Origin of the sequence: Bradyrhizobium sp. S3.3.6, from assembly GCF_040546905.1 — a bacterium.
GTDB classification, from domain to species: Bacteria; Pseudomonadota; Alphaproteobacteria; order Rhizobiales; family Xanthobacteraceae; genus Bradyrhizobium; species Bradyrhizobium cytisi.
This window is the reverse complement of record NZ_JBEPOT010000004.1, coordinates 174,016-198,109: the sequence shown is the minus strand read 5'-3', so window position 1 is coordinate 198,109 and position 24,094 is coordinate 174,016. Positions and strand designations below refer to the sequence as shown.

Annotated in this window: 24 protein-coding genes and 1 pseudogene; 13 read left to right on the top strand and 12 right to left on the bottom strand. The window is 64.0% G+C overall.

Translation table 11 applies throughout. The annotated features are described in order from the left end of the window. The first annotated feature begins 199 nt into the window (after positions 1-199). From ABID59_RS13570 to ABID59_RS13560, 3 genes are all read left to right on the top strand, one after another. Positions 200-646, top strand: a complete 447-nt coding sequence (locus ABID59_RS13570; RefSeq protein ID WP_148750393.1) for a hypothetical protein — start codon at positions 200-202, stop codon at positions 644-646. Positions 647-735: 89 nt separating this feature from the next. Further along, entirely contained in the window at positions 736-1,614 is an 879-nt protein-coding gene (locus ABID59_RS13565; protein WP_148750394.1) for a DMT family transporter, read from the top strand. An 89-nt stretch (positions 1,615-1,703) separates the two neighbouring features. Next, complete coding sequence (locus ABID59_RS13560) at positions 1,704-2,447, top strand: hypothetical protein (protein WP_354083720.1); 744 nt, start codon at positions 1,704-1,706, stop codon at positions 2,445-2,447. 53 nt (positions 2,448-2,500) lie between these two features. On the opposite strand, the gene ABID59_RS13555 is transcribed toward ABID59_RS13560, so the two are convergent. Next, the gene (locus ABID59_RS13555; RefSeq protein WP_354083719.1) at positions 2,501-2,785 is read right to left on the bottom strand and encodes a histone; all 285 of its coding nucleotides are present in this window, start codon (positions 2,783-2,785) and stop codon (positions 2,501-2,503) included. Positions 2,786-2,991: 206 nt separating this feature from the next. Beyond that, positions 2,992-3,651, bottom strand: coding sequence for a peroxiredoxin (locus tag ABID59_RS13550; protein ID WP_354083718.1), 660 nt, complete (start codon positions 3,649-3,651; stop codon positions 2,992-2,994). A 392-nt stretch (positions 3,652-4,043) separates the two neighbouring features. On the opposite strand from ABID59_RS13550, the gene ABID59_RS13545 reads away from it, so the two are divergent. After that, on the top strand, positions 4,044-4,610 hold the full coding sequence (locus ABID59_RS13545; RefSeq protein ID WP_354083717.1) for a hypothetical protein: 567 nt from the start codon (positions 4,044-4,046) through the stop codon (positions 4,608-4,610). A gap of 58 nt (positions 4,611-4,668) precedes the next feature. Here the strand turns inward: ABID59_RS13545 and ABID59_RS13540 are convergent, their stop codons facing one another. Next, entirely contained in the window at positions 4,669-6,525 is a 1,857-nt protein-coding gene (locus ABID59_RS13540; RefSeq protein ID WP_354083716.1) for an alkaline phosphatase family protein, read from the bottom strand. A 1,091-nt stretch (positions 6,526-7,616) separates the two neighbouring features. Between ABID59_RS13540 and ABID59_RS13535 the strand changes: the two genes are divergently transcribed. Next, the gene (locus ABID59_RS13535) at positions 7,617-8,078 is read left to right on the top strand and encodes a hypothetical protein (protein ID WP_187434745.1); all 462 of its coding nucleotides are present in this window, start codon (positions 7,617-7,619) and stop codon (positions 8,076-8,078) included. Positions 8,079-8,103: 25 nt separating this feature from the next. On the opposite strand, the gene ABID59_RS13530 is transcribed toward ABID59_RS13535, so the two are convergent. Further along, on the bottom strand, positions 8,104-8,418 hold the full coding sequence (locus ABID59_RS13530; protein WP_148750401.1) for a hypothetical protein: 315 nt from the start codon (positions 8,416-8,418) through the stop codon (positions 8,104-8,106). A 154-nt stretch (positions 8,419-8,572) separates the two neighbouring features. After that, complete coding sequence (locus tag ABID59_RS13525) at positions 8,573-9,412, bottom strand: GNAT family N-acetyltransferase (RefSeq protein ID WP_354083715.1); 840 nt, start codon at positions 9,410-9,412, stop codon at positions 8,573-8,575. A gap of 125 nt (positions 9,413-9,537) precedes the next feature. On the opposite strand from ABID59_RS13525, the gene ABID59_RS13520 reads away from it, so the two are divergent. Further along, positions 9,538-10,242, top strand: coding sequence for an SDR family oxidoreductase (locus ABID59_RS13520; RefSeq protein ID WP_354083714.1), 705 nt, complete (start codon positions 9,538-9,540; stop codon positions 10,240-10,242). A 284-nt stretch (positions 10,243-10,526) separates the two neighbouring features. Next, positions 10,527-11,342, top strand: coding sequence for an outer membrane protein (locus ABID59_RS13515; RefSeq protein ID WP_354083713.1), 816 nt, complete (start codon positions 10,527-10,529; stop codon positions 11,340-11,342). A 62-nt stretch (positions 11,343-11,404) separates the two neighbouring features. On the opposite strand, the gene ABID59_RS13510 is transcribed toward ABID59_RS13515, so the two are convergent. Continuing rightward, on the bottom strand, positions 11,405-12,481 hold the full coding sequence (locus tag ABID59_RS13510; protein ID WP_354083712.1) for a serine hydrolase: 1,077 nt from the start codon (positions 12,479-12,481) through the stop codon (positions 11,405-11,407). 282 nt (positions 12,482-12,763) lie between these two features. On the opposite strand from ABID59_RS13510, the gene ABID59_RS13505 reads away from it, so the two are divergent. The 3 genes from ABID59_RS13505 to ABID59_RS13495 all read left to right on the top strand — a co-directional run bounded on the left by ABID59_RS13505 (position 12,764) and on the right by ABID59_RS13495 (position 14,708). Next, the gene (locus ABID59_RS13505; protein WP_354083711.1) at positions 12,764-13,168 is read left to right on the top strand and encodes an ArsR/SmtB family transcription factor; all 405 of its coding nucleotides are present in this window, start codon (positions 12,764-12,766) and stop codon (positions 13,166-13,168) included. A 2-nt stretch (positions 13,169-13,170) separates the two neighbouring features. Then, positions 13,171-13,662 carry an SRPBCC family protein gene (locus ABID59_RS13500; RefSeq protein ID WP_354032572.1) on the top strand — a complete coding sequence of 164 codons (492 nt, stop codon included), beginning with the start codon at positions 13,171-13,173 and terminating at the stop codon, positions 13,660-13,662. Between the two features lie 203 nt (positions 13,663-13,865). Next, positions 13,866-14,708 (top strand): hypothetical protein, encoded by an 843-nt coding sequence (locus ABID59_RS13495; RefSeq protein ID WP_354083710.1) that lies wholly within the window; start codon positions 13,866-13,868, stop codon positions 14,706-14,708. A gap of 4 nt (positions 14,709-14,712) precedes the next feature. On the opposite strand, the gene ABID59_RS13490 is transcribed toward ABID59_RS13495, so the two are convergent. Together ABID59_RS13490 and ABID59_RS13485 are read right to left on the bottom strand one after the other, a co-directional pair. After that, positions 14,713-15,366 (bottom strand): response regulator, encoded by a 654-nt coding sequence (locus ABID59_RS13490; RefSeq protein ID WP_354083709.1) that lies wholly within the window; start codon positions 15,364-15,366, stop codon positions 14,713-14,715. Beyond that, entirely contained in the window at positions 15,363-16,748 is a 1,386-nt protein-coding gene (locus ABID59_RS13485) for a sensor histidine kinase (RefSeq protein ID WP_148750410.1), read from the bottom strand. The genes ABID59_RS13490 and ABID59_RS13485 overlap by 4 nt, the downstream gene beginning before the upstream one ends. A 187-nt stretch (positions 16,749-16,935) precedes the next feature. Here ABID59_RS13485 and ABID59_RS13480 point away from each other — a divergent pair. Then, positions 16,936-17,370 (top strand): annotated as a pseudogene (locus ABID59_RS13480) (DUF2380 domain-containing protein); the annotation flags it as partial. A gap of 17 nt (positions 17,371-17,387) precedes the next feature. Here ABID59_RS13480 and ABID59_RS13475 read toward each other — a convergent pair. Genes ABID59_RS13475 through ABID59_RS13465 form a run of 3 tightly spaced genes read right to left on the bottom strand, consistent with a single transcriptional unit; the run spans position 17,388 to position 20,424 of the window. Further along, positions 17,388-18,419, bottom strand: a complete 1,032-nt coding sequence (locus ABID59_RS13475; RefSeq protein ID WP_354083708.1) for an L-idonate 5-dehydrogenase — start codon at positions 18,417-18,419, stop codon at positions 17,388-17,390. 25 nt (positions 18,420-18,444) lie between these two features. Further along, positions 18,445-19,212 carry an SDR family oxidoreductase gene (locus tag ABID59_RS13470; protein ID WP_354083707.1) on the bottom strand — a complete coding sequence of 256 codons (768 nt, stop codon included), beginning with the start codon at positions 19,210-19,212 and terminating at the stop codon, positions 18,445-18,447. 12 nt (positions 19,213-19,224) lie between these two features. Continuing rightward, a complete protein-coding gene (locus ABID59_RS13465; protein WP_354083706.1) occupies positions 19,225-20,424 on the bottom strand; it encodes a mandelate racemase/muconate lactonizing enzyme family protein in 1,200 nt (399 codons plus the stop codon). A 178-nt stretch (positions 20,425-20,602) separates the two neighbouring features. Between ABID59_RS13465 and ABID59_RS13460 the strand changes: the two genes are divergently transcribed. Next, complete coding sequence (locus ABID59_RS13460) at positions 20,603-21,367, top strand: GntR family transcriptional regulator (RefSeq protein WP_148750414.1); 765 nt, start codon at positions 20,603-20,605, stop codon at positions 21,365-21,367. 58 nt (positions 21,368-21,425) lie between these two features. Then, the gene (locus ABID59_RS13455) at positions 21,426-22,790 is read left to right on the top strand and encodes an MFS transporter (protein WP_354083705.1); all 1,365 of its coding nucleotides are present in this window, start codon (positions 21,426-21,428) and stop codon (positions 22,788-22,790) included. A gap of 9 nt (positions 22,791-22,799) precedes the next feature. On the opposite strand, the gene ABID59_RS13450 is transcribed toward ABID59_RS13455, so the two are convergent. Continuing rightward, the gene (locus tag ABID59_RS13450) at positions 22,800-24,050 is read right to left on the bottom strand and encodes an arsenic transporter (RefSeq protein ID WP_148750437.1); all 1,251 of its coding nucleotides are present in this window, start codon (positions 24,048-24,050) and stop codon (positions 22,800-22,802) included. Positions 24,051-24,094: the final 44 nt, after the last annotated feature.

Sequence of the window (24,094 nt, the reverse complement as noted above, 5' to 3'; positions counted from 1 at the left end):
CGGTGGGTGTGACAGAATTGCCGGAACTGGGCTCGAAGCCTGCCCATTTTTGGCCTTTTGGGGATGCTTAACGAATTCCCCACACAAGTATGGCCAAAGAGAATTCGGTTTAAGATTCCTTCCGCCGGCGTCCTGGGGTTTTCCTTTGGGGGCTCTTCGAGGCCGGTTCATTCCTGCAAGGTTTCGTCGTCACGCCGCCATGCGCATCACGCTCCTCAGCCTGCTGTTGCTCTTCGTCGCTGCTGCCACGCCAGCGCGCGCCGAGCTGCATATCACGCGTGACCATGGCGGTTACGTCGAGGAGTACAAGGTCAGGTACAAGCGCGTTCGCGACAAGGGCGAGCGGGTCATCATCGACGGCATCTGCAACTCGGCCTGCACGCTGGTGCTCGGCATCGTGCCGATGAACAAGATCTGCGTGACGCCGCGCGCTAGCCTCGGCTTCCACCAGGCGTATTACGACAAGGCCTTCACCTTCGGCATGAAGATCACCAGTGCGGAAGGGACGTCCGACCTGATGTCGTACTATCCTGATACGGTGAAGGACTGGATCCGCCGCAACGGCGGACTCACCACCGACATGAAGAAGATCAAGAACGGGGTCGAGCTCTGGAAGATCATCGATCCCTGTCCGGAAGAATGGTGATCGGCTGATCTGAGCCGTCGTCTTCCTCGCAGCGCAGCATCCGAAATTCGCATTGCCGCACCGCCCCCGCTCGGGCAATGAGGACGGCAATGAATCATAATCAAGATCATTTGGCCGCAAGGGCGGCACCGGTGCTGTTCGTGCTGCTCTGGAGCACCGGTTTCATCGGCACCAAATACGTCATCAACAACGCCGATCCATTGACCTACCTCGCCATCCGCATGGCGGTGGTGGTCGGCTTGATGACGATCATTGCAGGCGTTGCCCGTCCGAAATGGCCCGATCGCATCGGCATCGCGCACAGCGCGGTCGCCGGCATTCTCGTCCACGGCTTCTATCTCGGCGGCACCGCGATTGCGATCGCCCATTCGATTCCGGCGGGACTCTCCGCGCTCATTCCGGGCCTGCAGCCGATCCTGACCTCGACCATCGCCAACCGCTGGCTCGGCGAGAAGGTGACGCCGGTGCAATGGGGCGGACTGCTGCTCGGTCTTGGCGGCGTGGCGCTGATCCTGCACAACCGCCCCATGACCGGCGAGGCCGGGCTCGGCTGGCTCGCTTCGGTGGTCTCGCTGATCAGCATCACGCTCGGCACGCTCTATCAGCGCCGCTATTGCAACCACATCGACTGGCGCGCCGGCAACCTCGTCCAGTATGTGGCCGTCACGATCTTCTTCACGGTCGGCGCCTTCCTGTTCGAAGATCGTGTCGTGCACTGGACGCAGGAGTTCGTGCTCGCGCTCGGCTGGCTTGCGGTCGCCCTCTCGATCGGATCGATAGGCCTTTTGTACTGGCTGATCCGCCACGCCGCTGCGACGTCGGTTGCGAGCCTGTTCTACCTCGTGCCGGCCGTCACGGCGCTGATGGCCTATCTGCTGTTCGGCGAGAAGCTCGATGCGCTGGCGATCGCCGGCATGGCGATGTGCGCGGCCGCGGTATTCGTGGTCAACCGGCGCTTCGGCTCGTAGGCGCCGCTGCCGGAATACATCCCTGACGTGCAGGCCGCGTTCGTGCTAGGCTTGCCGCATTTCAGTTTCCCTTTCACGCGGTGATTTCCATGAAGAAGGCGAAGCGCGCACTGCTCGGCAGATCCCTGAAGCCGGTTCGGATTGCCTGCATCAACTACGCCAGGGAGTCGATCAACGACCGTGAGATGAGCCAGCTCACCGCGGCGCTCCAGAAGTGTTACGACAAGCATTTCCTGCCGGTGTGGGGCTATCCGGTCGACCTCTATGTCACGCGCAAGCCGAAGGCCACCGACTGGCAACTGGTCTATTTCGACGATGCCTTGCACAAGAACATGCTCGGGCGCCATGAGCTGACCCATCGCGGCCAGCCGATCTCCAAGATCTTCGTCAAGGCACTGGGTGAGGAGCCGATCAGTGTGGCGGCGTCGCACGAGCTGTTCGAGATGGTGCTCGACCCCATGGCCAATCTCTGGGCTGACAAGAATCCGAACACCCAATATGCCTATGAGGTCTGCGACGCCGTGGAGGAGGATTCCTTCGACGTCGACGGCTTGCCGATGTCGAACTTCGTCTATCCGTCCTGGTTCGAGCCATTCAAGCATCCCCGCGGCACCAAGTTCGACCACAAGGGAACGCTGAAGGCGCCGTTCTCGATGACCGAGGGTGGCTATGTCATCAAGAAGGTCAACGGGAGGAAGGTGATCAAGGCGTTCGGCTCACCCGCAAAGCGGCGGCGCTTCAACGCCGAAGACCGGCGCGGCCATCGCAGCGAATTTCGCGATCCGAAGGGAAAGCACCACCCGGGCCGGCGCGCGTCGAAGCGGAGAGGGTAGGGCCTGTAGAGGAGACGTCTCCGGGCGCGCCCGCACCCGGAGACGCGCTGCGATCAGCGCTTGGCCTTCTTTTTCTTCTTCGCCGTTTTCTTGGCCGTTTTCTTGGCTGCTTTCCTGGCCGTCTTCTTCACGGACTTCTTGGCTGCCTTTTTCGACGACTTCTTGGCGGCCTTTTTGGCCTTCTTCTTGGAAGCCTTCTTCGGCGCGACTTTCTTCGCAACCTTCTTGGCGGCCTTCTTCACCTTCTTCGCGGCGGTGACTGTGGCGTCCTTGGTCACGTCCACGGCGCTGGTGATCGTCTGCATCGCCTGCTCGGTGATTGGCTTATCGTCGTCCATATCGTGTCCCCCACGGTTTGCATGGAGCGATGACGATAGCGGGTTTCATAATAGTGTCAAAGCAACGCTCAACCTTTGCGGAAGCGGCGAGCGCGCGCTCGCGTCCCTTGGCATGATCGAGGATCGGTTGCTGGGGCGCGGTGGTGACCGCGGTCTCGTCAACCGCGGGTCCGTTGGTGGCGGATCGTGTGACCGGATAACGGTCCTTATTGCGGCTGCGGCACGATCCGGATGTAGGGCTTCGGTTCCTTCCAGCCCTGCGGGTAGATGGTCTTGGCCTCGTCGTTCGAGACCGAGCCCGCAATGATGACGTCCTCGCCCTGCGACCAGTCGGCCGGCGTCGCGACGCGATGCTTCGCTGTGAGCTGGAGCGAGTCGATCACGCGCAGGATTTCCTGAAAATTCCGGCCCGTGGTCATCGGATAGACCAGCACCAGCTTGATCTTCTTGTCCGGCCCGATGATGAAGACGTTGCGGACGGTCTGGTTGTCGGCCGGCGTGCGGGTGAGGGGATCGCCCGAGGTCGAGGCCGGCAGCATCTCGTAGAGCTTCGAGACATTGAAATCGGTGTCGCCGATCATCGGGTAGTTCGGGGCGGCGCCTTGCGTCTCCTTGATGTCCTCCGACCATTTCGAATGGCGGTCGACCGGATCGACCGAGAGGCCCATCAACTTGACGCCACGCTTGTCGAACTCCGGCTTCAACTTGGCGAGAGCGCCGAGCTCCGTCGTACAAACCGGCGTGAAGTCCTTCGGGTGCGAGAACAGCAGGGCCCAGCTGTTGCCGATCCAGTCGTGGAACTTGATCTTCCCTTCGGTGGTCTCGGCTTCGAAGTCGGGTGCGGTGGTGCCGATCGGAAGTGTCATGGTTCTACCTCATCGCATTGAATTTGCTTGGGAATTACTGTCTGGCCGTCAGCATCATTATAGGGCCTCGGCGAGGCCAAGTGAACGCCAAGTGAACCGCTTCAAGTAAAATGTGAATTCCTTCTCTGAAGAGCCGATCTCCTAGCATCTTTCTGTTACAGGGGCACCTGCGGCGAAGCATCTCGACCCGGGATGACGGGGCTGGATTGCCCCGATAAAGCCTTTTATGACCCGCATCACGCTCGCCCGACGCTCTCCGGAACCGAAACGGTCCTCATAGCGACTAATCGGCAACCATTGAGAAAAGTCGCGATCCCCATATCGAATCGTTAACCACCCCTTTACGCCCGCATGAAAATGCTGGTCGATCAGAAGAAATCTGGAAGTGAACTATGTCCGCCGCTGCGCCTAAATCAGTTGAGTCGCCGTCCCTCGAACCATCCTGCCGCGATACCGCGGCCCATGCGCTCTCCATCGTGCGCGACGGCGTGATCACGGGCGAAGGCCCGACCACCAAGGGCCGGGTGCACTTTTCCCGCTCGCTCGATGCCGATGACACCGCCTGGTGCGTCCGTATCCTGACCGCCACCGCCGTCAACGACCAGCCGGTCAGCCGCGCCGAAGCCGAAGCGCTGTTTGAGATCAACGAGGCCGCGACCGAGCGCACCGATGGTGGCCGGTTCGACGATCTGCTTGCCAAGGCCGTGGCCCATTACGCCGCGAGCGCCTCCGGCCTGAAGGTGCCGCCGCGCAACGTCGCGCTGGTGCAGGACATCGAGAGCTGGGCACCGGCCTATGCCTCGAAGGTCAACAGCGAGATGCTGGAGTGGATCGCCGGCCAGATGCGCGGCAAGCGTCACAACAACCGTCGCCTGATGGCGATGGTGGCGACCTTCCTGGGCGCCACCGCCTTGCCTCTGGCGGGCCAATTGCCGAACGTGTTCGACATTGGAATGTAAGAACTAAGGACCAAGACATTCCCGCGCCCCTTGCGAGGCGCGAAAAAGAGCGGCGGGGTTATTTCCCCGCCGTTTTTTGCTTGCTGGCGTCCGGCTCGAGGCCGAGCGTGCGGCCGGGGAAGCCGGCGGCGTCGAAATAGCGCTGGCTGCCGACGCGCTGGACGTTGAGCACGGTCTCGAGACCGTTCTCAGACTTCTTCTTCGACTTCTCCACGGCCTTGAATGCCTTCGGCACGATGCCGTTGGGCAGCGCCTCCGACATCACCCGGCCGACGAGGCCGCCGTTCTCCGAGCCGCGCAGGCCGAGGAGCTGCGCCGCAGTCATGCCGACGTCGGCATTGCTGACCGGCAGCTCGTCGACGAAGCCGGCTTTGAAGTCCGGACCGATCGCAGCCATGAAGTTGTAGGTGTCGCCACGGCTGAAGCTGCCGTGCATGCCCTGGCCCTGGCGCAGCACGGTGTCGGCCACCTGCACCGAGCAGTTGGTCGGCGCCTCGCCGCACTCGCTGGCATAGGAGCGGAAGTTGACCACGATCGCCGGCGTCGGCGTTGCCGCCTTGCCGCGCAGATTGATGCTCGACAGCGGCAGGGTGCCGGGGAAGCGACCGAGCTGGTCGTCGACGAACAGGCCGGAGACGTAGTCCTGCTCCATCAGCGCCTTAATGGTCTTCGCTGCCAGCTTCTTGTCCTTATTCGGCAGGTAGATCAGGTCCGAACCGCCATTGGTGGCGATGACGAGGTCGGGCTTGGTCGGATCCTTGCCGAGCACGCCGTTGCCGGCCTTCGGATGGGCGTTGCCGGTGACGGCGGCGTTCTTGTCGTTGGGGTCGAACAGCGGCAGGTCCAGCGCTTTCGCAAGGTCGATCGCCAGGAACCCCATCGGCAAAAAGTCCTTCGGCGTGTCGTCGTAGCTGAGCTTGGCCGAGGGGCTGGTCTTGCTCTCCTTGGAGATGGTCGAGAAGCCGTGGTCGGCCTGGATCATGATGTTGGTGTTGGCGGAAAGGCCAAGCTCGTCGAGTGCCTTGCGGATCTGGGCGAGGTTGTTGTCGGCGTTCTTGATACCAGCCATCGAGGTCGGCCCGTTGATGCCTGGCAGGATCTGGTTCAGGCTGTCGCCGGTGTTGTGCTGACTGCCATCGGGATCGCGCGACCAGAAAACGAGGACGAACGGCTTGTTGCGTGCCTTGAACATCGGCAGCAGCACCTTGGTGGCGACGTCGGCGAAATAAGCCTGCTGCGCGACGTTGGCGACGGTGGTGCCGGGCGTCTTGGCATCGCCCGCCTTGGCATTGTCGCCGCGCGACGGCGCGGCGAGCGCAAGGCCGGCCTTCGTCAACGCCGCCTTCACCTCATCCGACAGCGGTACGCCAATCTTGGTGCCGGTGGCGTCGTCGAACACGACCGAATGCAGGCCGGGCTTGTCGGGATGATCGGTGTGGTCCCACTGGTAGGTCGGACCGTGCTTGCCCAGCGCGGCAGTGCTGAAGCCCTTGTCGCGGGCCATCTTCAACACAGTTTCTTCGTTGAGATAGTCGCCCTTGAAATGCTCGTCGATGTCGCCGAGCACGGCGTCGTTCTCGATGAAGGGGACCACGGTGTCGCCGGCGGGCACCGAGGTGTAGTTGGTCCAGATCGTGTTGGAGAACACGCCGGTGTCGCCGAGATAATGGCCGGTCGACATCGCCGAGCCGTTGGCCATGGTGAAAGTCGGGAACAGCGAATGCGAGTTCTTGAAATTGACGCCCTTGTCGCGGACCTCGGCCATGGCCGGCGCGGTCTCGGGGGTGATCTTCAGTGCGCGCAGCCCGTCGGGAATGAACAGGATCAGGTTGCGGGGCGTGTTGTTCTGGGCGGAGACAAATCCGGTGGAAAGCACTGTCAGTCCGGCTGATAGCAACACCAGTGAACGGCGCATCAAAATCTCCTAGCGGTGAGGCGGCTTGGCCGCCGAACCGCGGCCCCCGGCAATCGTTTAGTTTTGCTGTGTGACGGTTTTGTTACAAGAGCGAAAGTACATGCAGAAGTGACGGGAAGGTGGCCACGCGTCCACGGATTTATCGTTGCTGGGTACGGACGCCCTCGTGTCCCGGACGCGCTGCAATGCGTCGCATTGCTGCGCAGAGCCGGGACCCAGAAAGCGACACAGTGCGCTGATGCATGGGCCCCGGCTCTGCCGCGCACCGCTGAAGGAGCGCTGCGCTGCGTCCGGGGCACGAGACCTCTGTTTAACGATACACATAGCTGTTTGTCCTCGCGGCTTGTTTCGCCCGAGCTTTGCTCCGTCGCCTCACCCTCATTTGAAAGAGGGCGCAGGGAAGGCCGGGAGCCGGCTGGCTCCCATTGACCGCTATGCCATGAGTAGATTGCGCTACACTGCACAGCGGGTAACAGGGCAGCCGGAGGCATCCCGGCCTTCCCTGCGCGGATGGTTGGAACGGCTTATGTCGTGCTCTCCCCGGGGAGCGATGCACTATTGCCCCCGTCGCCTTGCGGATGATTGATACGCGTGTCCGGTTGGACACAACGCATCACCGCAAGCCTTGACGCACAGGCTCCGGGCGCCAGGACCACACGATTTGGCCGTACGCAGATCGCACCGGTCGTGTGCGCGAGGTCTTCGCTCACGGTTGCCCGCCCTGCAAAACCCTTCGCGCCGATGTGACCCTCGCCCACCGCCGCCCGGCCCGCGTTCGTGACGATCGCGATACGCCCCTCTTCCTTGGGCCGGAGTGGGACCACACATACGCCGTTTCCGAATTTCGGTAAAGTGGAATATTTTTGACCGTGCGGATTGACCGAGGGCTTGGGTGTTTTGCCCGTCGGGCAACGCAAGTGTTGGGCCTCCGGGCTTCGGTCGCCGAATTCCGGGCGTTCGGTCGCACCCGGTTCCCTGTTAATCCCGTGCCTTAACCAACAATTAATTATACGTTTGCGGGTGGGCAACAGCCCGGCCTAGCGTGCGGTGGGGAGCCGTTATCCGCGAAGCCAAACGAGTTGGTGCGTATCATGATGTCCAGATCAAATGGGGCCTTGCTCGCCTCGCTCAGCGCAGCCGCGCTGCTTCTTCCCCCCAGCGACAGTTTTGCGCGACCGGGCGGTGCCGCCCCGCATGGCATGGTGAGCGCTGCCGCACCGCCGGTTGCGGCACGTCCGCCGATCGCGCCGGGGATGCGGTTCCGCGGCCGCAACAATGCTCGCAACAATCCCTGGGTTTATTGGCCGGGCGGCGGCGGGTTCTTCTACGACGGTGCGGCGTACAGCGAACCTTTCGCCGATGCCGGCCAGCCTGTCACCAACGACGTTCGCTATACCTACACCTACGACGTTCCCTGGGACTGGGCGCATCGCTTCCCGCCGAACGTCGTGCCGTCCGACCGGCCCTATGTGCCGAGCTGCCCGACGGAATCCGTGACGGTGCCCGGCCGCGGCGGCGGCGAGCACACCGTCAACATCATGCGCTGCTACTGAGCGGCGCAACTCATTTCAGAATGCACTACAAGATTCCGACAGCGGCCGCCCGGTCGCGGTCGGATTGTTTCTGCCTGACGTTTGCGAGCTCGCGGCTGCAGGCCGCAAAAGAGGTCGTCCCCGGGCGCAGCCCGAACTGACCGCAGACGTCCCGATCCTCATCGGCAATGGCGCGCACGAGCTCCGCTTCGGCGGCCTCGCGCAGCGTGGGAGCCGAGACGAGCGTGTGCATCGCGAAGGCCGCCACAACGGCGAGCAGCAACGCAGCCCCGATTCCAAGGCGCGGCAGGTCGTCGGCCGCATGCTGAGAGGGGCGAGCCTTGCTTCTGGTTTCGGTCATGAAATCCTCGCGAATGAAATATAGATAATCAGAAAAATAATGATCGAGCCGTCCGGCAAATCGGCGGATTGAACACGAATACACGCCGCGCCGCAGCGCAGACGTGAAACAGATTACAAATTCAGGCCGGCATGGGCCAAATTCAGAGGCGATACTAGCCGAGCTCAAAACTGGTTATGCCGAACACGCGGTCGAGCCGCAGTGACGGAACTGGTCCAGTGTACATTCGCGCCGTTTCGAATGTCGGCTTCAGGCCAAGGGATTCCGCAAGCGCAATACCTTCGCGGTTCACCGCGGGGATGTCGAGCACAATCTCGCTGCTTCCGGGACTGGCCAGCAAAGCGTGCACGATGGCATCTGCCGCTGCGCGGTCATCGGCTACCAGCGGACCGATCTTGCGGCCGGTTCGGCAGGTGCGGATCACGCCCCACGCGGCGAGCTTATTGTCACGCATCAACGCGCGCCCGACGTGCCCAGGCGTGCTGATCCAGGCGCGCAGAAAGGCCGCGCGCGGGGCGGGGAAGACGGTTGCATCGTCGGCTTCCACAAGTGCGAATGGGATCGCGTCGAGCGCAACGAGATCGGCGGGCGGCGGCGGAGTCACGACAGCGCCGCTGTAGCGGATATTGGCGTAAGCAAGCTGGAAGCCGGATTTGCTGTAATTGTCCTGCTGTGCGACGACGCCGTCGAGCCCGATCACGCGTGAGCCCGCATGCGCGATCGCAGCATTCCAGATGCGCAGGCCGTGGCCTCTGCCGCGAAATCCTGCCCGCACGATGTAGAAGCCGAGGAAGGCGAAACGGTCGTCGTAATTGACGCAGGAGACAGTCGCGACGGGTTCGCCGTCGATCTCGCCGACGAAGAAGCCTTTCGCGTCGGGGATTGCGAAGCAGGCAGCGTCGCGCGAGCCCGGATTCCAGCCCTCGGCCGCGGCCCACTCGATCGCGATGGAGATCTCCTCACGGCCCAAATGGCGGATCTGCAAATCGCTCATGTCGCGTGGCCTCGTGGCGATGGACTTGTTAGCAAGTCTGGTTTGCGGGCAAGTCTGGCTGTAGAAGGCCTGGTGACAGGCTGAGCCTTCGGTTCGCCTCAACGCTATCACAGGGATGATCGGTCATGGCAGCAGAGAAGGTCGCACTCGTCACCGCGGGCGGCAGCGGCATGGGGGCAGGGGCGGCGCGGCGGCTCGCAGCCGATGGCTTTCGTGTGGCGATCCTGTCGTCCTCCGGCAAGGGTGAGGCGCTCGCGGCCGAGCTCGGCGGGTTCGGCGTGACCGGCTCGAACAAGTCCAATGACGATCTGAAGCGCCTCGTCGACGGCGCGCTGGCAAAGTGGGGACGCATCGACGTGCTCGTCAACAGCGCCGGCCACGGCCCGCGCGCGGCTATCACGGAGATTACCGACGAGCAGTGGCACCTTGGCCTCGACACGTATTTGCTGAACGTGATCCGTCCGACCCGGCTGGTCATGCCGGTGATGCAGGCGCAGAAGGGCGGCGCCATCATCAACATCTCGACCGCCTGGGCGTTCGAGCCGAGCGCGATGTTCCCGACCTCGGCGGTGTTCCGCGCGGGCTTGGCCGCCTTCACCAAGATCTTCACTGACACCCATGCGGCCGACAACATCCGCATGAACAACGTGCTGCCGGGCTGGATCGACAGCCTGCCACAGCTAGATGCGCGCCGCGACAGCGTGCCGCTGAAGCGCTACGGCAAGGTCGAGGAGATCGCGGCGACGGTCTCGTTCCTCGCATCCGACGGCGCCGCCTATATCACCGGCCAGAACATCCGCGTCGACGGCGGGCTGACGCGCTCGGTCTGAGGCGCGCCTGCGGCGAGAGCAGATTCGGATCCTCGCTCTCGCGCCCTGTCCTGACGCGACGCGGGCCTGCATTTTGCGTCGCTGCAATGGGAAAATGCGTGGCACTTCGGCCACACCCGTCGCACTTCGCGCGTGGCGGACCGCACCCTTCGTCACAGTCCATGCGAACTTCGCCGCAGCCCAAGACGCCGAGCGATGTGCCGCCTATGCCTAGGTTGCGTCGGATCCACTTGGCTGGCGCATTCGAGAACGCGGCTCCGATCGCGTGGGGCAAGGAGATTGCAATGAAGAAGTTTTTGCTGGCGGTCGCGTCGGTTGTTTTAGGCACCGTGTCTGCAATGGCGGCCGACCTCGCGCCGCAGTACACCAAGGCGCCGGCGATGGCGCCCAGCTACAACTGGACCGGGTTCTATGTCGGCGCCAATGTCGGCGGACAATGGGGCAGCGCCGACCCGACCACATCGACCGTGTTTTCTCCGACCGGCTACTTCGCCGCCAGCAGCGTTCCGGCCATCGCCGCGGTCGGCGCCCAGAAATTCAACAGCTCCAGCGTGACCGGCGGTTTGACCGCCGGCTATAATTGGCAGGTCAACCAGGCCGTATTCGGCCTCGAAGGCGACATCAACTATTTCGGCTTCAAAGGGGGGGCGACCGGCTCGGCGGTCTATCCCTGCTGCGCGCCGTTCAGCTTCGCCGTCAGCTCCCAGGTCTCGGCCGACTGGCTTGCCACTATCCGTGGCCGTATCGGCTTCGTCGCGACGCCGAATTGGCTCATCTATGCGACGGGCGGCGCGGCGATCGCCGAGGTCAGGAGCAATTTCAAATTCACCGACACGTTCACGGTAACGGAATCGGCCGCGATCCGCGACACGCGCGTAGGATGGACTGCTGGCGTCGGCAGCGAACATGCCATTGGCGGTGGCTGGTCGCTCAAGGCGGAATATCTCTATGTTGATCTCGGGCGCAGCACGGCGACAAGCACTAATCTGACTGCGGGCGCGCTGCAGAACGTCTTCACCCACTCGGTCGATCTCAAGTCGAACATCGTGCGCGTCGGCGTGAACTACAAGTTCGGCGGACCGGTCGTCGCCAGATACTGAGCATTCCGTTCCTGTTCTCGCGTGGAAAGCCCTGGCTCGGCCGGGGCTTTCTGCTCCGAACCTCAGCCGCCGTGCGAGCTCACCAGATGCGCCAGCGCGGGCAGGATCTTGTAGCGGGCGATCTCGTGCGGATATTCGCCGCGATTGGCGAGCAGCACAATGCCGATCCGGTGGGCCGGTACGAGGCCGATATAACCTGACGCGTTGTTGAGGCCGCCCGGCTTGTCGACGACGGTGACGCCGGGAAGGTGCACGGTCTCCCAGGCCATGGATTGGCCGAACGTGGCTTGGGCGAACCTTTGGTCGACGCGGAAACGTTCGCGCTGTGTCATGCGCAGCGCTTCGCGCAGGCTCGGATCGATCGAACGGCCGTCGACGGCCGCCGCAACGAAGGCTGCAAGATCCCGCGCGGACGAGAACATCTGGCCGGTGCCGGGGAAGTCGAAATAGCTCTGCTGGTTGCCGATCGGGCCGATCGCGCCGCCCTGGTCGGAGTAGCCCTGCACGACGCGCCGCATCGAGGCCGCGTCCATGATCGCGCGGTTGTCGGCTCCGCATTCGGGGATGGACGTGGCTTGCATGCCGAGCGGCGTGAGCACGCGGCTCTCGATCAGTCCAGCGATCGGTGTGTGATAGCAGCGCTCGAGCACGAGCTGGAGCAGGACGTAGCCGGCATGACTGTAGATGCGCTGCTTGCCGGGCGCGACGCCGGCGGGCGGTGTCCATGCGTTGAGCATCGCGATGAATTGCGTCTGCGAGTAGGAATCATTCGGCCAGGGCGGGTGATCGGTCGGCAGCAGCAGTCCCGAGGTGTGCGTGGCGAGCTCGCCGACGGTGACGCTGCGGACATAGTCGCCGTCGAGCTCCGGCAGATATTTCGGCAGGGGATCGTCGAGCCGCAGCTCACCGCGGAGCGCGCCGAGGGCCACCAGCGTCGCCTCAAACGGTTTTCGCAAGGAGGCGAGGCTGAACAGCGTGTCCGGCGTGACCAGCCGCTTGGTGGCGCCGTCTGCGAAGCCGTAATTGAAGAATTCGATATGTTGGCCGGCGTATAGCGCGGCTGCGAGGCCGCCGGGGTGGTCCGGCGTTGCGGTCGGCGCGAGTTCCTCCGCAACGATGTCGCGCATCTGCGCGATCATGTCGGAGTCCGCCGATGCGCGACGCGGCCGGAGCGCGATCGCAACAGGAACGAGCGCGGCGCGTGCGAGGGTTCGCCGGGTGAATTGCGGTGAGATGACAACAGGCGGCACGTGATCCGGATAATATGTGTGTGCGCCCCCGGGGAATCTTCTAGCGGGGAGCGCCCGCTGTCCCAAGTCACAATTGCGCGCTCCGGGTTCCACATCGCGGTCGGGCGAAATACTTAGCTTACGAGCTAACAATCATTGACGTCGGATCGCGGCAAGCTTATAGTTAGCTACATGGCTAACCAAGTATCCCAGCTCGACCAGGTTTTTGCTGCGCTCGCCGACCCCACGCGGCGGGCCATCGTGATGCGGCTGTGCGCCGGCGAGGCCTCCGTCGGCGAGCTCGCCGAGCCCTTCGAGATGGCGCTGCCGAGCTTCATGAAGCACATCCACGTCCTGCAGCTGAGCGGGCTCGTGCAGTCGGAGAAATCCGGTCGCGTGCGCACCTGCCGCCTCAGTCCGGACGCGCTCCTCAGTGCGGAAGACTGGTTCCAGCACCAGCGCGCGATCTGGGAGGCGCGGCTCGACCGGTTCGAGGCTTACGTGATGAAGCTCAAGAAGGAGAGGGCGGCCGCCAGGCGGCCGCCCAAGACGACCGACAAGACCACCAACAAGACAAGCAAACGGAAAGGTGCCTGACGATGACGAGTTCTGCCAATGCTGCCCTGTCGCAATGGTCGATCGACCGCGAGATCGTGATGTCGCGCGTGATCGACGCGCCGCGCGACCTGGTGTTCGAGGCCTGGTCCGACCCAAAGCACCTGCCGCAATGGTTCGGGCCGAAGGGATTCAAGATCGAGACTTTCGAGATCGACGTGCGTGTCGGCGGCGTCTGGCGCTTCAACATGATCGGTCCCGACGGCACCGTCTATCCGAACCGCATGCGCTTCCGCCGCATCGAGCGGCCGTCCCTTATGGAGATGGACCACGGCGCCGACCAGGACGATGACCCCGGCATGTTCCGCTTCACCATCACCTTTGCCGAGCAGAGCAACGGCAAGACCGTGCTGATGATGCGGCAGCTGGCTGCAAGCACCGAGCAGCGCGACGGCATGATCGGTTTCGGCGCCGTCGAGTACGGCTACCAGACACTGGACAAGCTCGCGGCTTATGTCGGCGGGCTGAAGAAATAAATGCCCCGCGTGTTCCGGGGGCTTCGAAGAACGCCCCCGGGATGAACTCGGAAACGCGAGGGAAGAGCAGTCGCCGTCGCAATTATGACAGCGCGCAGGCCAATTATGACAGCGCCGTCACCCAGATTTTTGTCGCGCCTTGCTGCTGATTTATGACAGAATTGCTACCGTTGGATGTCATATTGACTACGGCGGAGCGATTCATGTTGCAGTGGCAGGCACGGTCAAATCCCCTCGCGTGGTGGTGGGGGTCCCTGACGCTGGTCAGCGCTGCCAACATTCTTGTCTGGTTCATGCTGTACCGCGAGTTCTATCCGACCGTTGCCGGCAGTGTCGGCGGCGGTTCGGATATCGGCCTGATGTTCCTGCTCTGCGCGGGCTATGTGTTCGGCTGCGCCTTCCGCTCGGTGCTGCCGCGCGCCGACGTGCAGCGTATCTGCCTGTTCGACACCTGGCTGTCGAGCGTGTTCGTCGGCCGCACGGTCGCGACCATTGCCGAGGTCTGTTTCGCCGCGCAATGGGCGATCATCCTGCATCAGCTCGGTCACATGACCGGCGCAGAGACTGCGGTGAATATCGCGCTGGTGATCGTGCCGATCATCATCATCGCGGAATGTTTTTCCTGGTACGCGGTGGTGACCACCAACTTCCTCTTCAACGCAATCGAGAACTCGCTGTGGGCAGTGACCTTCTTCCTTGCCGGCATCGCGCTGTGCCGGCTGATGCCGGAATTCCAGGGCCCGGTGCGCTGGGCGCTGATCGCCGGCATCGTCGGCATCGCCTGCTTCCTTGCCTTCCTCGTTACCGTCGACGTTCCCATGTATCTCAGCCGCTGGCGGGCCGGGCATGCCGAAGGCGGCAGGTTCCTTGGATTCCTCGAGGGCCTGCATGACGTCTCGACGCGATGGGTGGTGACCCACGACATCGCGCACTGGAAGGGCGAGCTGACCTGGATGTTCCTGTATTTCAGCGCGGCCGTCTGGTCTAGCCTTGCGCTCTGCGCCCTCTATGCCATGGAAGGCTATCTCACGCGCTATCTCGCCTGAGCGTTCACGCCTCGCCGAGATCGAGCTGCGTCAAAATTCCCTGGCGCAGCGCCAGCCGGACCAGCTCGATGTCGGAGCCGACGCCGAGCTTGTCCTTGATCAGCGAATGCAAATTCGCCACCGTCTTCGGGCTGACGTGGAGCGTCTCGGCGATCTCCTCCGTGGTGTTTTCGGCGAGCAGCAGCCGCAGCACCTCGAATTCGCGCGGCGTCAGCACGTCGGCGGCCGAGCTCTCGCCGCTGATCCGGCTCAGCGCAAGCTCGTGGTCGATATCCGGGCTGATCGCGACCTTGCCGGCGAGCACGTCCATCACCGCGCGCACCAGCGTCTCCGGCGGGCTGGTCTTGGTGACGTAGCCCCTCGCGCCGGCGCGGATCGCCTGCACGGCGAAGCCGGCATTCTCGTGCATGGTGAAGACGAGGATCTTTGCCGCCTTGTCCCATTGCCGGATGCGCCTGACAGCCTCGACGCCGCCGATGCCGGGCATGCTGAGATCCATGATGACGAGGTCCGGCGTCTCGGATTTGAACAGGCGATAGGCCTCGGCGCCGTCGCCGGCTTCGGCGATGACGCGCAGGCCCGGCTGCTTCTCGAGCACGGAGCGATAGCCTTCGCGGACGACGGAATGGTCGTCGACCAGCAAAATGGTCGCGGTCATGCCGCGTGCTCCAGCGCTGGCGGATTGGCGGCCGCGAGCGGAATGACGACGCGTAGCGCGGAGCCGCCAGCGGGGCCGGCCTCAAAACTCAGGCGGCCGCGCAGCGCCGCAACGCGCTCGCGCATGCCGAGCAGGCCCATGCCGGATTTCGCGGCGCGATCGGTCGAGCGTCCGTCATCGTCGATGGCGAGTGCGATCTCGCCGGCATGCATCGTCAATTCCATGCTGACCTTGGTGGCGCCGGCATGCTTGGCGGCATTGGTGAGCGCCTCCTGCACGATGCGGTAGAGGTTGGCGCTGATCGTGGCCGGCAGGGTCTCGAACGAGCCGTCGAAACGGATCGAAAAACGGGTCTCGCCGCGGCTGCGTCCATTCCAGCCGGCAACGAGACCTTCGAGGCTGGCGACGAGGCCGAGCTCCTCGACGTCAGGCGGGCGCAGCCGGAACAGCGTGCCGCGCAGCGTCTCCATCATGCCGGTTGCGGTCCGCGCAATGCCGTCGCACTCGCCAAGCAAGGAGGGACACTCCTGCGCGGCAGTCTGGCGGGCGGAGGCGGCGAGCGCGCGGATGGCGGCGAGCGACTGGCCGAATTCGTCGTGCAGCTCGCGGGCGAGATGGCGGCGCTCCTCGTCCTGGAGCGCGATCAGTTTCCGCGTCAGCTCGGCGCGCTCGGCCAGCGCAGTGTCGAGGCTTTCGGCGAGATGATTGAAGACGTCGCGAACCGCGGACAGCTCGGCAAGATCGAACGGCGGCAACCGGGCGGTGAGGTCGTTGGCGGCGATCCGCTCGAGGCCGGCGCGGATCATGCGCGTCGGGCGCAGCGCGCGGGCAAGCGCCGCGTAGACCAGGACGCACAACAGCGGCAGCGCGATCGCAAGCGCCAGCATCAGGCGGCCGGCCTCGTGCCAGGCCTCGGCCGTCTGCACGGCCGGATCGACCGAGACCACGGCCTCGCCGAGCTTGGTTCCGCGCAGGATTACGGGCCGCGCGGCCTCACGGCCGGGGTCGAACAGGCTGTGGTAGAACGCCGTGAAGATCTGCGGCGGCGGGTCCTCCGGGATCGGCGCGCCGCTACAGAAGCGCTGCAGCATCTCGCCGCCGACGCCACGGAAGGCCAGGCATAGGCCGGGCGTCATCACATAGGCTGAAACGGGATCGAGGTTGGGAAAGTCCGAGCGGGGGCTCGCCGCCCACAGGACCTTGCCCTGTTGCAGCTCCAGGGTCTTCGCCACGATAGCGGCAATGCCGTCGATGCGCGCATGGGCTGCGCGGTCGGCCGTGATCAGGAAATAGGCGGAGATTGCGGCGAAGCAGGCGGCCGATATGGCGGCCACGCGCAAGGTCAGGCGGACCTTGAGATCGAATCTCGGGCGGTTCCACATCGGCGGGCACCTGGCGCGAACGGAATTGTCGCCTCCGCATTAAACGGCAGAACGGGAGCCGCGCAAAGCGGCACCCTTACTGCGGTGCAACGTCGTGAAATTTTCCCGGCGCTGGCCGGGATGGCCACGGCTGCATTGCGCGAAGCGTCCGCCTAGCCTGCAGTCTTTCCGTCACGCGAGGGCTGTCATGCGCCGAACCCTGTCGTTGCTGTCTTTCGTTGTTCTTCTCGCCGCCGGGCTGGATGGCCGGGCCGTAGCCGCTGAGACCACCGTCGCGCTCGACGATTTCAGCTATGCCGATACCTCGGCCGAGCCGGCCGACCAGAGCGCCGCCCACGAGCGGCGGCTGCAGGCATTCATGGTCGCGCTCCGGCGCGACATCGCCGCCGACCCGCGCTACCGGCTTGCGCCGTCGATGCAGCAGGGGGCGGCGTTCAAGGTCATCGGCGGCATCCAGAAGACCAGCACGCTGGTGCAATGGGCCAAGGTCGCGGTGATCGACGTGGGCGCCAAAAAGGTCGTGATGGACAAGCTCTACACCTTCCGCGGCGACAATGATGAATCGTGGGAGCGTGCCGAGATCTTCGTCTCCCGCGAGGTCATGGCCGCGCTGGCGCAGCCCTGAGGCTCCGGCTGGCCTCAGAACGTCAGCTGCACCTTCATCGATTGCGCGCGGTCGCTGGCGAGCTCGAAGGCGGCGACCGCGTTCTCGAATGGCATCGTCGCCGTGATCAGCGGCTTCACGTCGATCAGGCCTTCGCCCATCAGCCGTATCGCCAGCTCGAACTCGGGATCGAAACGGAAGGTGCCGCGGAGCTGCAATTCCTTGGCGACGATGGAGTTGATCGGCAGCGTCATCTCGCCGCCGAGGCCGAGCTGCACCAGCGTCGCGCCGGGACGGAGCACCTCGAGCGCGGTGCGCAGCGCGGCCTGATTGCCAGAGGCTTCAAACAGCGTGTCGAACACGCCCTTGCCGGCGCGCCAGGGATCGAGCGCCGTGGCACTGGTCGCGACGTTGATCGCATGCGTGGCGCCGAGCTTTTTTGCGACCGCGAGCGGCGCGTCGGCGACATCGGTCACGACGATCTCGGACGCGCCGCCGAAGCGCGAGACAAGAATCATCAGCGCGCCGATCGGGCCGCAGCCGGTGATCAGCACGCGCTTGCCGAGGAGGGCGCCGGCCTGCTTGCCGGCGTGGAGACACACCGCGAGCGGCTCGGCGACCGCGGCTTCCGCGAGCGACAGCTTGTCGGAGATCGGCACCGCCTGCGTCGCATCGACCGTGATGAACTCGCGAAACCCGCCCTGCACATGCGGAAAGCGCATCGCGCTGCCGAGGAAACGCATGTCGAGGCACTGGTTGCGTAGGCCTTCCTGGCAATGCAGGCATTGGCCGCACGGCTTGCTCGGATTGACCGCAACGCGCGTCCCGGTCTTTACGCTGGTGACGCCGTCACCGATGGCCGCGACCACGCCCGCGATCTCGTGACCCAGCGCCATCGGCTGCTGGATCCGGACCACGCCGAAGCCGCCGTGATGATAGTAATGCAGATCGGAGCCGCAGATGCCGCCATTGGCGATCTTGACGCGGACCTCGCCCGGGCCGGGTGCGGGATCGGGATAGCTGTCGATCCGCAAATCCTTCGGGGCGTGAATGACGACGGCGCGCATGGTCTCGTTCCCTCAGGTTTCGCGATTACATCGCGGCGATCATGCCGCCATCGACATAGATGATCTGGCCGTTGACGTAAGTGGAGGCATCCGACGCCAGGAAGATCGCCGCGCCGACCAGCTCGTCAGGCTTGCCCCAGCGCTTTGAGGGAACGCGGCCCATCAGCCAGTTGTTGAAATCGGTGTTGTTGACCAGCGCCTCGTTCATGTCGGTGAGCATGTAGCCGGGGCCGATCGCATTGGCCTGGATGCCGTGCTGGGCCCATTCCACCGCCATCGAGCGGGTCAGGTTCTTGATGCCGCCCTTGGCCGCGGTGTAAGGCGCAATGGTCGGACGCGCCAGCTCGCTGCCGAGCGAGCCGATGTTGATGATCTTGCCGTGCTTGCGCGGGATCATGCGCCTGGCGGCTTCGCGGCCGATCACGAAGGCGCTGGTGAGGTTGGTCTCGATCACCTTGCGCCATTCGTCGGTGGTGAACTCGACCAGCGGCTTGCGGTGCTGGATGCCGGCATTGTTGACGACGATGTCAACTGCAATGCCTTGTCTGTCGAAGTCGTTGAAGGCGGCAACGATCGCGGGCTCATCGGTGACGTTGAAGGCGGCGCCTTCGGCCTGATAGCCGGCGGCGCGAAATTCGGCGACGGCCTGCTCGACGCGCTTGGCGTCGACGCCATTGACAATGATCCTGGCACCAGCCTTGGCCATGCCTTCGGCAATGGCGCGGCCGAGGCCGCGGGAGGAGCCGGTCACGAGAGCGGTGCGGCCGGAAAGGTCGAAGAGGGCAGTGCTCATCTCAAAAAATCCTCAAGCGTTGGAGCGGCGCACGGTCAGATCGGAGCGATCGAACACGGCGGGCAGAAGGTCGACGCCAAGGCCGGGGCCTTCCATCGGATAGACATAGCCGTCCTTGATCGTGGGCATCGTGGTGACGAGCTCATTGTACCAGCCCCTGTAGAAGGCGCGCACGGATTCCTGAATCAGCGTGTTGGGCTGGCTGAACGACATGTGGATGGCGGCGATGAAACCGATCGGGCCGATGCAATCATGCGGCGCGAAGGGCCGGTGATAGGTCTCGGCCATCGCCGCGATCTTGCGGCCCTCGGTGAGGCCGCCGGTCCAGCACAGATCGGCCATCACCACATGCATGGCGTCGCGGTCGAGCATGTCCTTGTAGGGGAAACGCGAGCCCAGTGTCTCGCTGGCGCAGACCCAGACGTCGGTCGAGCGCGCATATTCGGCGAGCGCCTGCGGCGAGTTCATCCGGATCGGGTCTTCGTACCAGGTCGGCTTGTAGGGCTCGAGCGCGCGGGCGATCTGCTTTGCGGTCGGCAAATTCCACAACGAATGGAGCTCGACCATGATCTCCATCTTGTCGCCGACCGCCTTGCGGATCTTCTCGAACGGCTCGATCGCGTGCTTCATCTGCGCGGCGGTGATGTAGAGGCCCTTGTTCTCCTGTGCCGCCGGATCGAACGGCCAGATCTTCATCGCGGAGATGCCGCTCTCCAGCAGGCTTTCGGCGAGCGCATCGGCGTGGTGCATGAAGCCGTCGAGGTCCTCGTAGGGACCTTTGGAGGCGCCGAGATTCCAGTTGGCGACCGGGCTGATATTGGTTGAGCGGACATATTGCGTGCCGGCGCAGGTGTTGTAGATGCGCTGCTTGTCGCGGCAGAGGCCGCCGAGCATCTGGTGCACCGGCTGATTGCAGACCTTGCCGAACAGATCCCACAGCGCGATGTCGATCGCCGACGCTGCGCGATATTCGACGCCGGTCGAGGACTGCGCCATCGGCAGGTTCAACATGTCGCGATGGATGGCTTCGATGTGGAGGGGATTACGGTCGAGCAGGCGGCCGGCAAAGGTGTCGTGGATCTGCGCTTCGACTGCACCCGCACCATAGAACGTCTCGCCGAGACCGATCACGCCCGTGTCGGTGTGGACGCGCACCCAGATGACGTTGGAAAATTCCTCGGTGCGCAGCGTCTCGATCGAGGTGATCTTCACGGCAATGTCCTCCCGTCACAGGCGCCTCGCACCGGTCGTGTTTTCATTTTGCGCTGCAGCACGTAACGCATCCGCGAAAGTCTTACGCTTGCTTGTAATATATCACAACATGTTTTAAGGGTGCCACAAATAAGGCGCCACCCGGCAACGAGAGCGCGGGCTGACGGGAGAGGACGACATGGCACGGCGCAAGCGCTCGCTCGAGGTGGTGAGAAACGACGACGGCGAGGGCAAGCCCTCGCGGCGCAACCGGCTCAATTTCTTCGAGCTGGCCTATCAGAAGATCGAGGAGCTGCTCGTTCATTGCGAGCTCAAGCCCGGCCAGTTCATGACGATGCTGGAATTGCAGCAGATCACCGGCTTCGGGCGCACGCCGGTGCATCACGCCGTCAACCGTCTCTCCGCCGATACGCTCATCATCATCCGCCCGCGCCATGGCCTGCACATCGCGCCGATCGATCTCGCGCGCGAGCGCATGCTGCTGGCCTTGCGCCGCGACATGGAGCGCTTCGTCGTGCGTCTTGCGGCCGATCGCGCCAGCCTCTCGCACCGCAATCAGGCGCTGCACATCGAGCGTTTGCTGCGCGAGCGCCGCGCCACCCTGACCCTCGACGAGTTCAACAGTATCGATCGCCGCATCGATGCGCTGGTGCTGGAAGCCGCGGGCGAGCCGTTCCTGGTGCATACGCTGCGGCCGCTGCACACGCTGTATCGCCGCATCGGCTACATCCACCATCGCTTCATGCCGGGACAGACCGACCTGTCCGGCACGATCGATCGCCATCTTGCCATTCTCGCAGCCGTTGCCGGCCGCCGCGTCGAGGACGCGGTGAAGGCGAGCGATGCCCTGATCGACTACATGGACCTGATGTTCACCGGCATGGAGGCGGGGATCGATCCGCGCCTGCTCGATTGCAGCATCGAGCCGCTGCTTGGCGCTTAAGCTACTTGGCGCTTAAGAAGTACTTGGCGCGTAAAGAGTTTTGAAGAGAGGACCAAAGATGTCAACGATGGCCATGCCACAACCGACCGCGAGCGAAGCCGCGGTCCGCTACCTCATCACCAATTACAGCCCCAAGGGCAACAAGGTCGGCTGGCTGATGATGGCCTCGATCCTGGTCGAGGCCTGGGATCTCTATTCGATCGCCTTCGTCCTGATCTTCATCAAGGAGCAGTACAATCCCGATCCGCTGATGCTGGGCCTTGCCGCAGCGGGCACGCAGGGCGGCGCACTCATCGGCGCGCTCCTTGGTGGCTGGCTCTCCGACAAGATCGGCCGCCGCGTGATGTTCCTGGTGACGATGGTGATGTTCATCGTGCTGGCACTGGCGCAGGCCTTCGTGCCCAGCGTCGGCTGGCTCGTCGTGATCCGTTTCCTGCTCGGCATTCCGCTCGGCTCGGATATCTCGACCGGCTACACCTACATCATGGAATCCATGGCCAAGGGTGAGCGCGAGGTGATGGGCAATCGCTGGCAGTTCATGTTCGCCGTCGGCGAAGTGCTGACCATCGGCGTCATCGTGATCTTCCTGCTGTTCGACATCCACCACGAGACACTGTGGCGCGTGACGCTCGGGCTCGGTGCCGTGCCCGCTCTGATCATCCTGATCATGCGCCACGACGTGCCGGAGACGGCTGTGTGGCTGGTGCAGAAGGGACGTTATCGTGAGGCCAAGCAGGTCGCGCGCGAGATGTTCAACGACGATCTCGCCATGCTGCCCGATCAGGACGTGGTGATGCCGAAGGTTTCGACCCGAGACTTCATCGCCGACCTGAGGAAGGACCCGATCCGCTGGCGCGCCACGATCTACGGCTGGATCGCCTGCTTTGCGCAAGGCAGCGAGTTCTCGACCTTCGCGTTTTACCTGCCCGTGCTGTTCGTGATGGTCGGCGTATCGAGCGTGCTCGGCATCAATCTGGTGACGATGGCGCTGTTCTGCTTCGCCGCGCTGTCCGGCTGGGTCGGTCCGCTGCTAACGCCGAAGATTGGCCATCGCGGCATCTCGATCGCCGGTTTCGGCATCGTGCTGGTCTCGCTGCTGGTTGCGGCCTTTGCGCTCTACACCGACAACAAGATCCTGCTGCCGTTCGCGGCGGCCGCGATGTTGTGGGGCCATTATTGGGACGCGTCGAACTGCATGACCATTCCGACGATGGTCGCCAAGCCCAAGTATCGCGGCACCGCCAGCGGCTTCGCCTACATGTTCGTGAAGCTGCCGTCGTTCCTGGCGATCTTCCTGTTCCCTTCGCTATTCGCCGCGATCGGGCAAGCCGGCGCCACGCTGTTCGTCGCAATCTTCCCGCTGATCGGATTGCTCGCCGCAATCTTTATCCTGCCGGAAGTGTACGGCTACGAGAACGACTGATCTCGCGAGCTACCTGATCGCGGCGGCCAAGGCCGCGATCAGGGCCGGCGGCGTCACCAGCATGCCAAGCTTGAGGAAGCGCCAGGCGCCGACCTCGATCTTCTCCCGCCGCAGGGCGACCAGCCAGAGGATGGTCGCGAGCGATCCCGTCACGGACAGATTGGGCCCGAGATCGACGCCGATCAGGATGGCACTGACGACGGGCGCCGGCAGGTGATCGCTGGCCGCGACCGAGCCCGCGACGAGGCCGACCGGCAGATTGTTGGCGATGTTGGTGGCGATTGCCGTCGCAACGCCGACGCTCCAGGCGGCCTTCGGCACCGATTGCGCCACCGCTTCGTGGAGCAGTGCGCTGAGCTGCCCGATCACACCGGTCTTCACCAGCGCTTCCACCATCACAAAGAGCCCGCCGACCAGTGGCAGCACGCTCCAGGAAACCCCCTTCAGCACGGGGAGAGGCGACTGGCGGTTGATGAGCAGCACGGCGGCCGCCGTCGTACTCCCGCAGAGGAAAGTCGGCAGACCCAATTGCAGATCGAGTGCAGAGGCCCAAATCAACACGATGCCGATGGCGCCGATGCCGTAGGCGGTCAATCGGCCGCCGCGGCCGAGCTTCGGGTGAGGGACCCGCATTTCGATCGTTTCTTCCTTGAGCTCGCGATGCAGCACGAGGCGCAGTGCGACATAGGTGAGACCGATCGAAGCAAGCGAGGGCAGGGCGAACTGGCGCAGCCACGCCCCGAGATGCGGCATGTGCTTGCCGAAGACCACGAGGTTGGCCGGATTGGAGATTGGCAGCACGAAGCTCGCGGCATTGGCGATGAAGGCGCAGACGAACAGATAAGGCAGGGGCTTGGCGCCGGCCGCGCGCGTCGCGGCGTAGACGGCCGGCGTCAGCACGATCGCGGTGGCGTCGTTCGAGAGCAGCACCGTGACGAATGTGCCGACGAGATAGATCAGCAGGAACAGCCGCTGCGGCGAGCCGCGCGCATGTTCAACCGCGAACGCGGCCAGATAATCGAACAGGCCTTCAAGCCGGGCGAGCTCTGCGATCAGCATCATGCCGATCAGGAAGAGGTAGACGTCGACGCCCTTCTCGATGCCGGTGAGCGCATCCTGCCACGGCAGGAAGCCGAGCAGGACCAGGGCGCCGGCGCCGAGCACGGCCCAGATCGCTTCGGGCAGTCGAAAAGGGCGGATGATGACGCCCGCGGTCGCGACGACGATGATGCTCCAGGCCCAGATGGCGTCAGACGGCACGTTCGGCAATTGCAGTCTCCCGGTTGCGCCCGACTATCGTATCC

Coding starts and splice junctions, on each gene's coding strand:
- ABID59_RS13495 (WP_354083710.1), top strand. CDS start 13,866: ATGTTGCAGTGGCAGGCACGGTCAAATCCCCTCGCGTGGTGGTGGGGG.
- ABID59_RS13485 (WP_148750410.1), bottom strand. CDS start 16,748: ATGTGGAACCGCCCGAGATTCGATCTCAAGGTCCGCCTGACCTTGCGC.
- ABID59_RS13460 (WP_148750414.1), top strand. CDS start 20,603: ATGGCACGGCGCAAGCGCTCGCTCGAGGTGGTGAGAAACGACGACGGC.
- ABID59_RS13500 (WP_354032572.1), top strand. CDS start 13,171: ATGACGAGTTCTGCCAATGCTGCCCTGTCGCAATGGTCGATCGACCGC.
- ABID59_RS13470 (WP_354083707.1), bottom strand. CDS start 19,212: ATGAGCACTGCCCTCTTCGACCTTTCCGGCCGCACCGCTCTCGTGACC.
- ABID59_RS13510 (WP_354083712.1), bottom strand. CDS start 12,481: ATGATCGCGCAGATGCGCGACATCGTTGCGGAGGAACTCGCGCCGACC.
- ABID59_RS13565 (WP_148750394.1), top strand. CDS start 736: ATGAATCATAATCAAGATCATTTGGCCGCAAGGGCGGCACCGGTGCTG.
- ABID59_RS13550 (WP_354083718.1), bottom strand. CDS start 3,651: ATGACACTTCCGATCGGCACCACCGCACCCGACTTCGAAGCCGAGACC.
- ABID59_RS13525 (WP_354083715.1), bottom strand. CDS start 9,412: ATGAGCGATTTGCAGATCCGCCATTTGGGCCGTGAGGAGATCTCCATC.
- ABID59_RS13540 (WP_354083716.1), bottom strand. CDS start 6,525: ATGCGCCGTTCACTGGTGTTGCTATCAGCCGGACTGACAGTGCTTTCC.
- ABID59_RS13475 (WP_354083708.1), bottom strand. CDS start 18,419: ATGCGCGCCGTCGTCATTCACGCCCCGAAGGATTTGCGGATCGACAGC.
- ABID59_RS13545 (WP_354083717.1), top strand. CDS start 4,044: ATGTCCGCCGCTGCGCCTAAATCAGTTGAGTCGCCGTCCCTCGAACCA.
- ABID59_RS13490 (WP_354083709.1), bottom strand. CDS start 15,366: ATGACCGCGACCATTTTGCTGGTCGACGACCATTCCGTCGTCCGCGAA.
- ABID59_RS13530 (WP_148750401.1), bottom strand. CDS start 8,418: ATGACCGAAACCAGAAGCAAGGCTCGCCCCTCTCAGCATGCGGCCGAC.
- ABID59_RS13570 (WP_148750393.1), top strand. CDS start 200: ATGCGCATCACGCTCCTCAGCCTGCTGTTGCTCTTCGTCGCTGCTGCC.
- ABID59_RS13455 (WP_354083705.1), top strand. CDS start 21,426: ATGTCAACGATGGCCATGCCACAACCGACCGCGAGCGAAGCCGCGGTC.
- ABID59_RS13560 (WP_354083720.1), top strand. CDS start 1,704: ATGAAGAAGGCGAAGCGCGCACTGCTCGGCAGATCCCTGAAGCCGGTT.
- ABID59_RS13515 (WP_354083713.1), top strand. CDS start 10,527: ATGAAGAAGTTTTTGCTGGCGGTCGCGTCGGTTGTTTTAGGCACCGTG.
- ABID59_RS13555 (WP_354083719.1), bottom strand. CDS start 2,785: ATGGACGACGATAAGCCAATCACCGAGCAGGCGATGCAGACGATCACC.
- ABID59_RS13535 (WP_187434745.1), top strand. CDS start 7,617: ATGATGTCCAGATCAAATGGGGCCTTGCTCGCCTCGCTCAGCGCAGCC.
- ABID59_RS13505 (WP_354083711.1), top strand. CDS start 12,764: ATGGCTAACCAAGTATCCCAGCTCGACCAGGTTTTTGCTGCGCTCGCC.
- ABID59_RS13520 (WP_354083714.1), top strand. CDS start 9,538: ATGGCAGCAGAGAAGGTCGCACTCGTCACCGCGGGCGGCAGCGGCATG.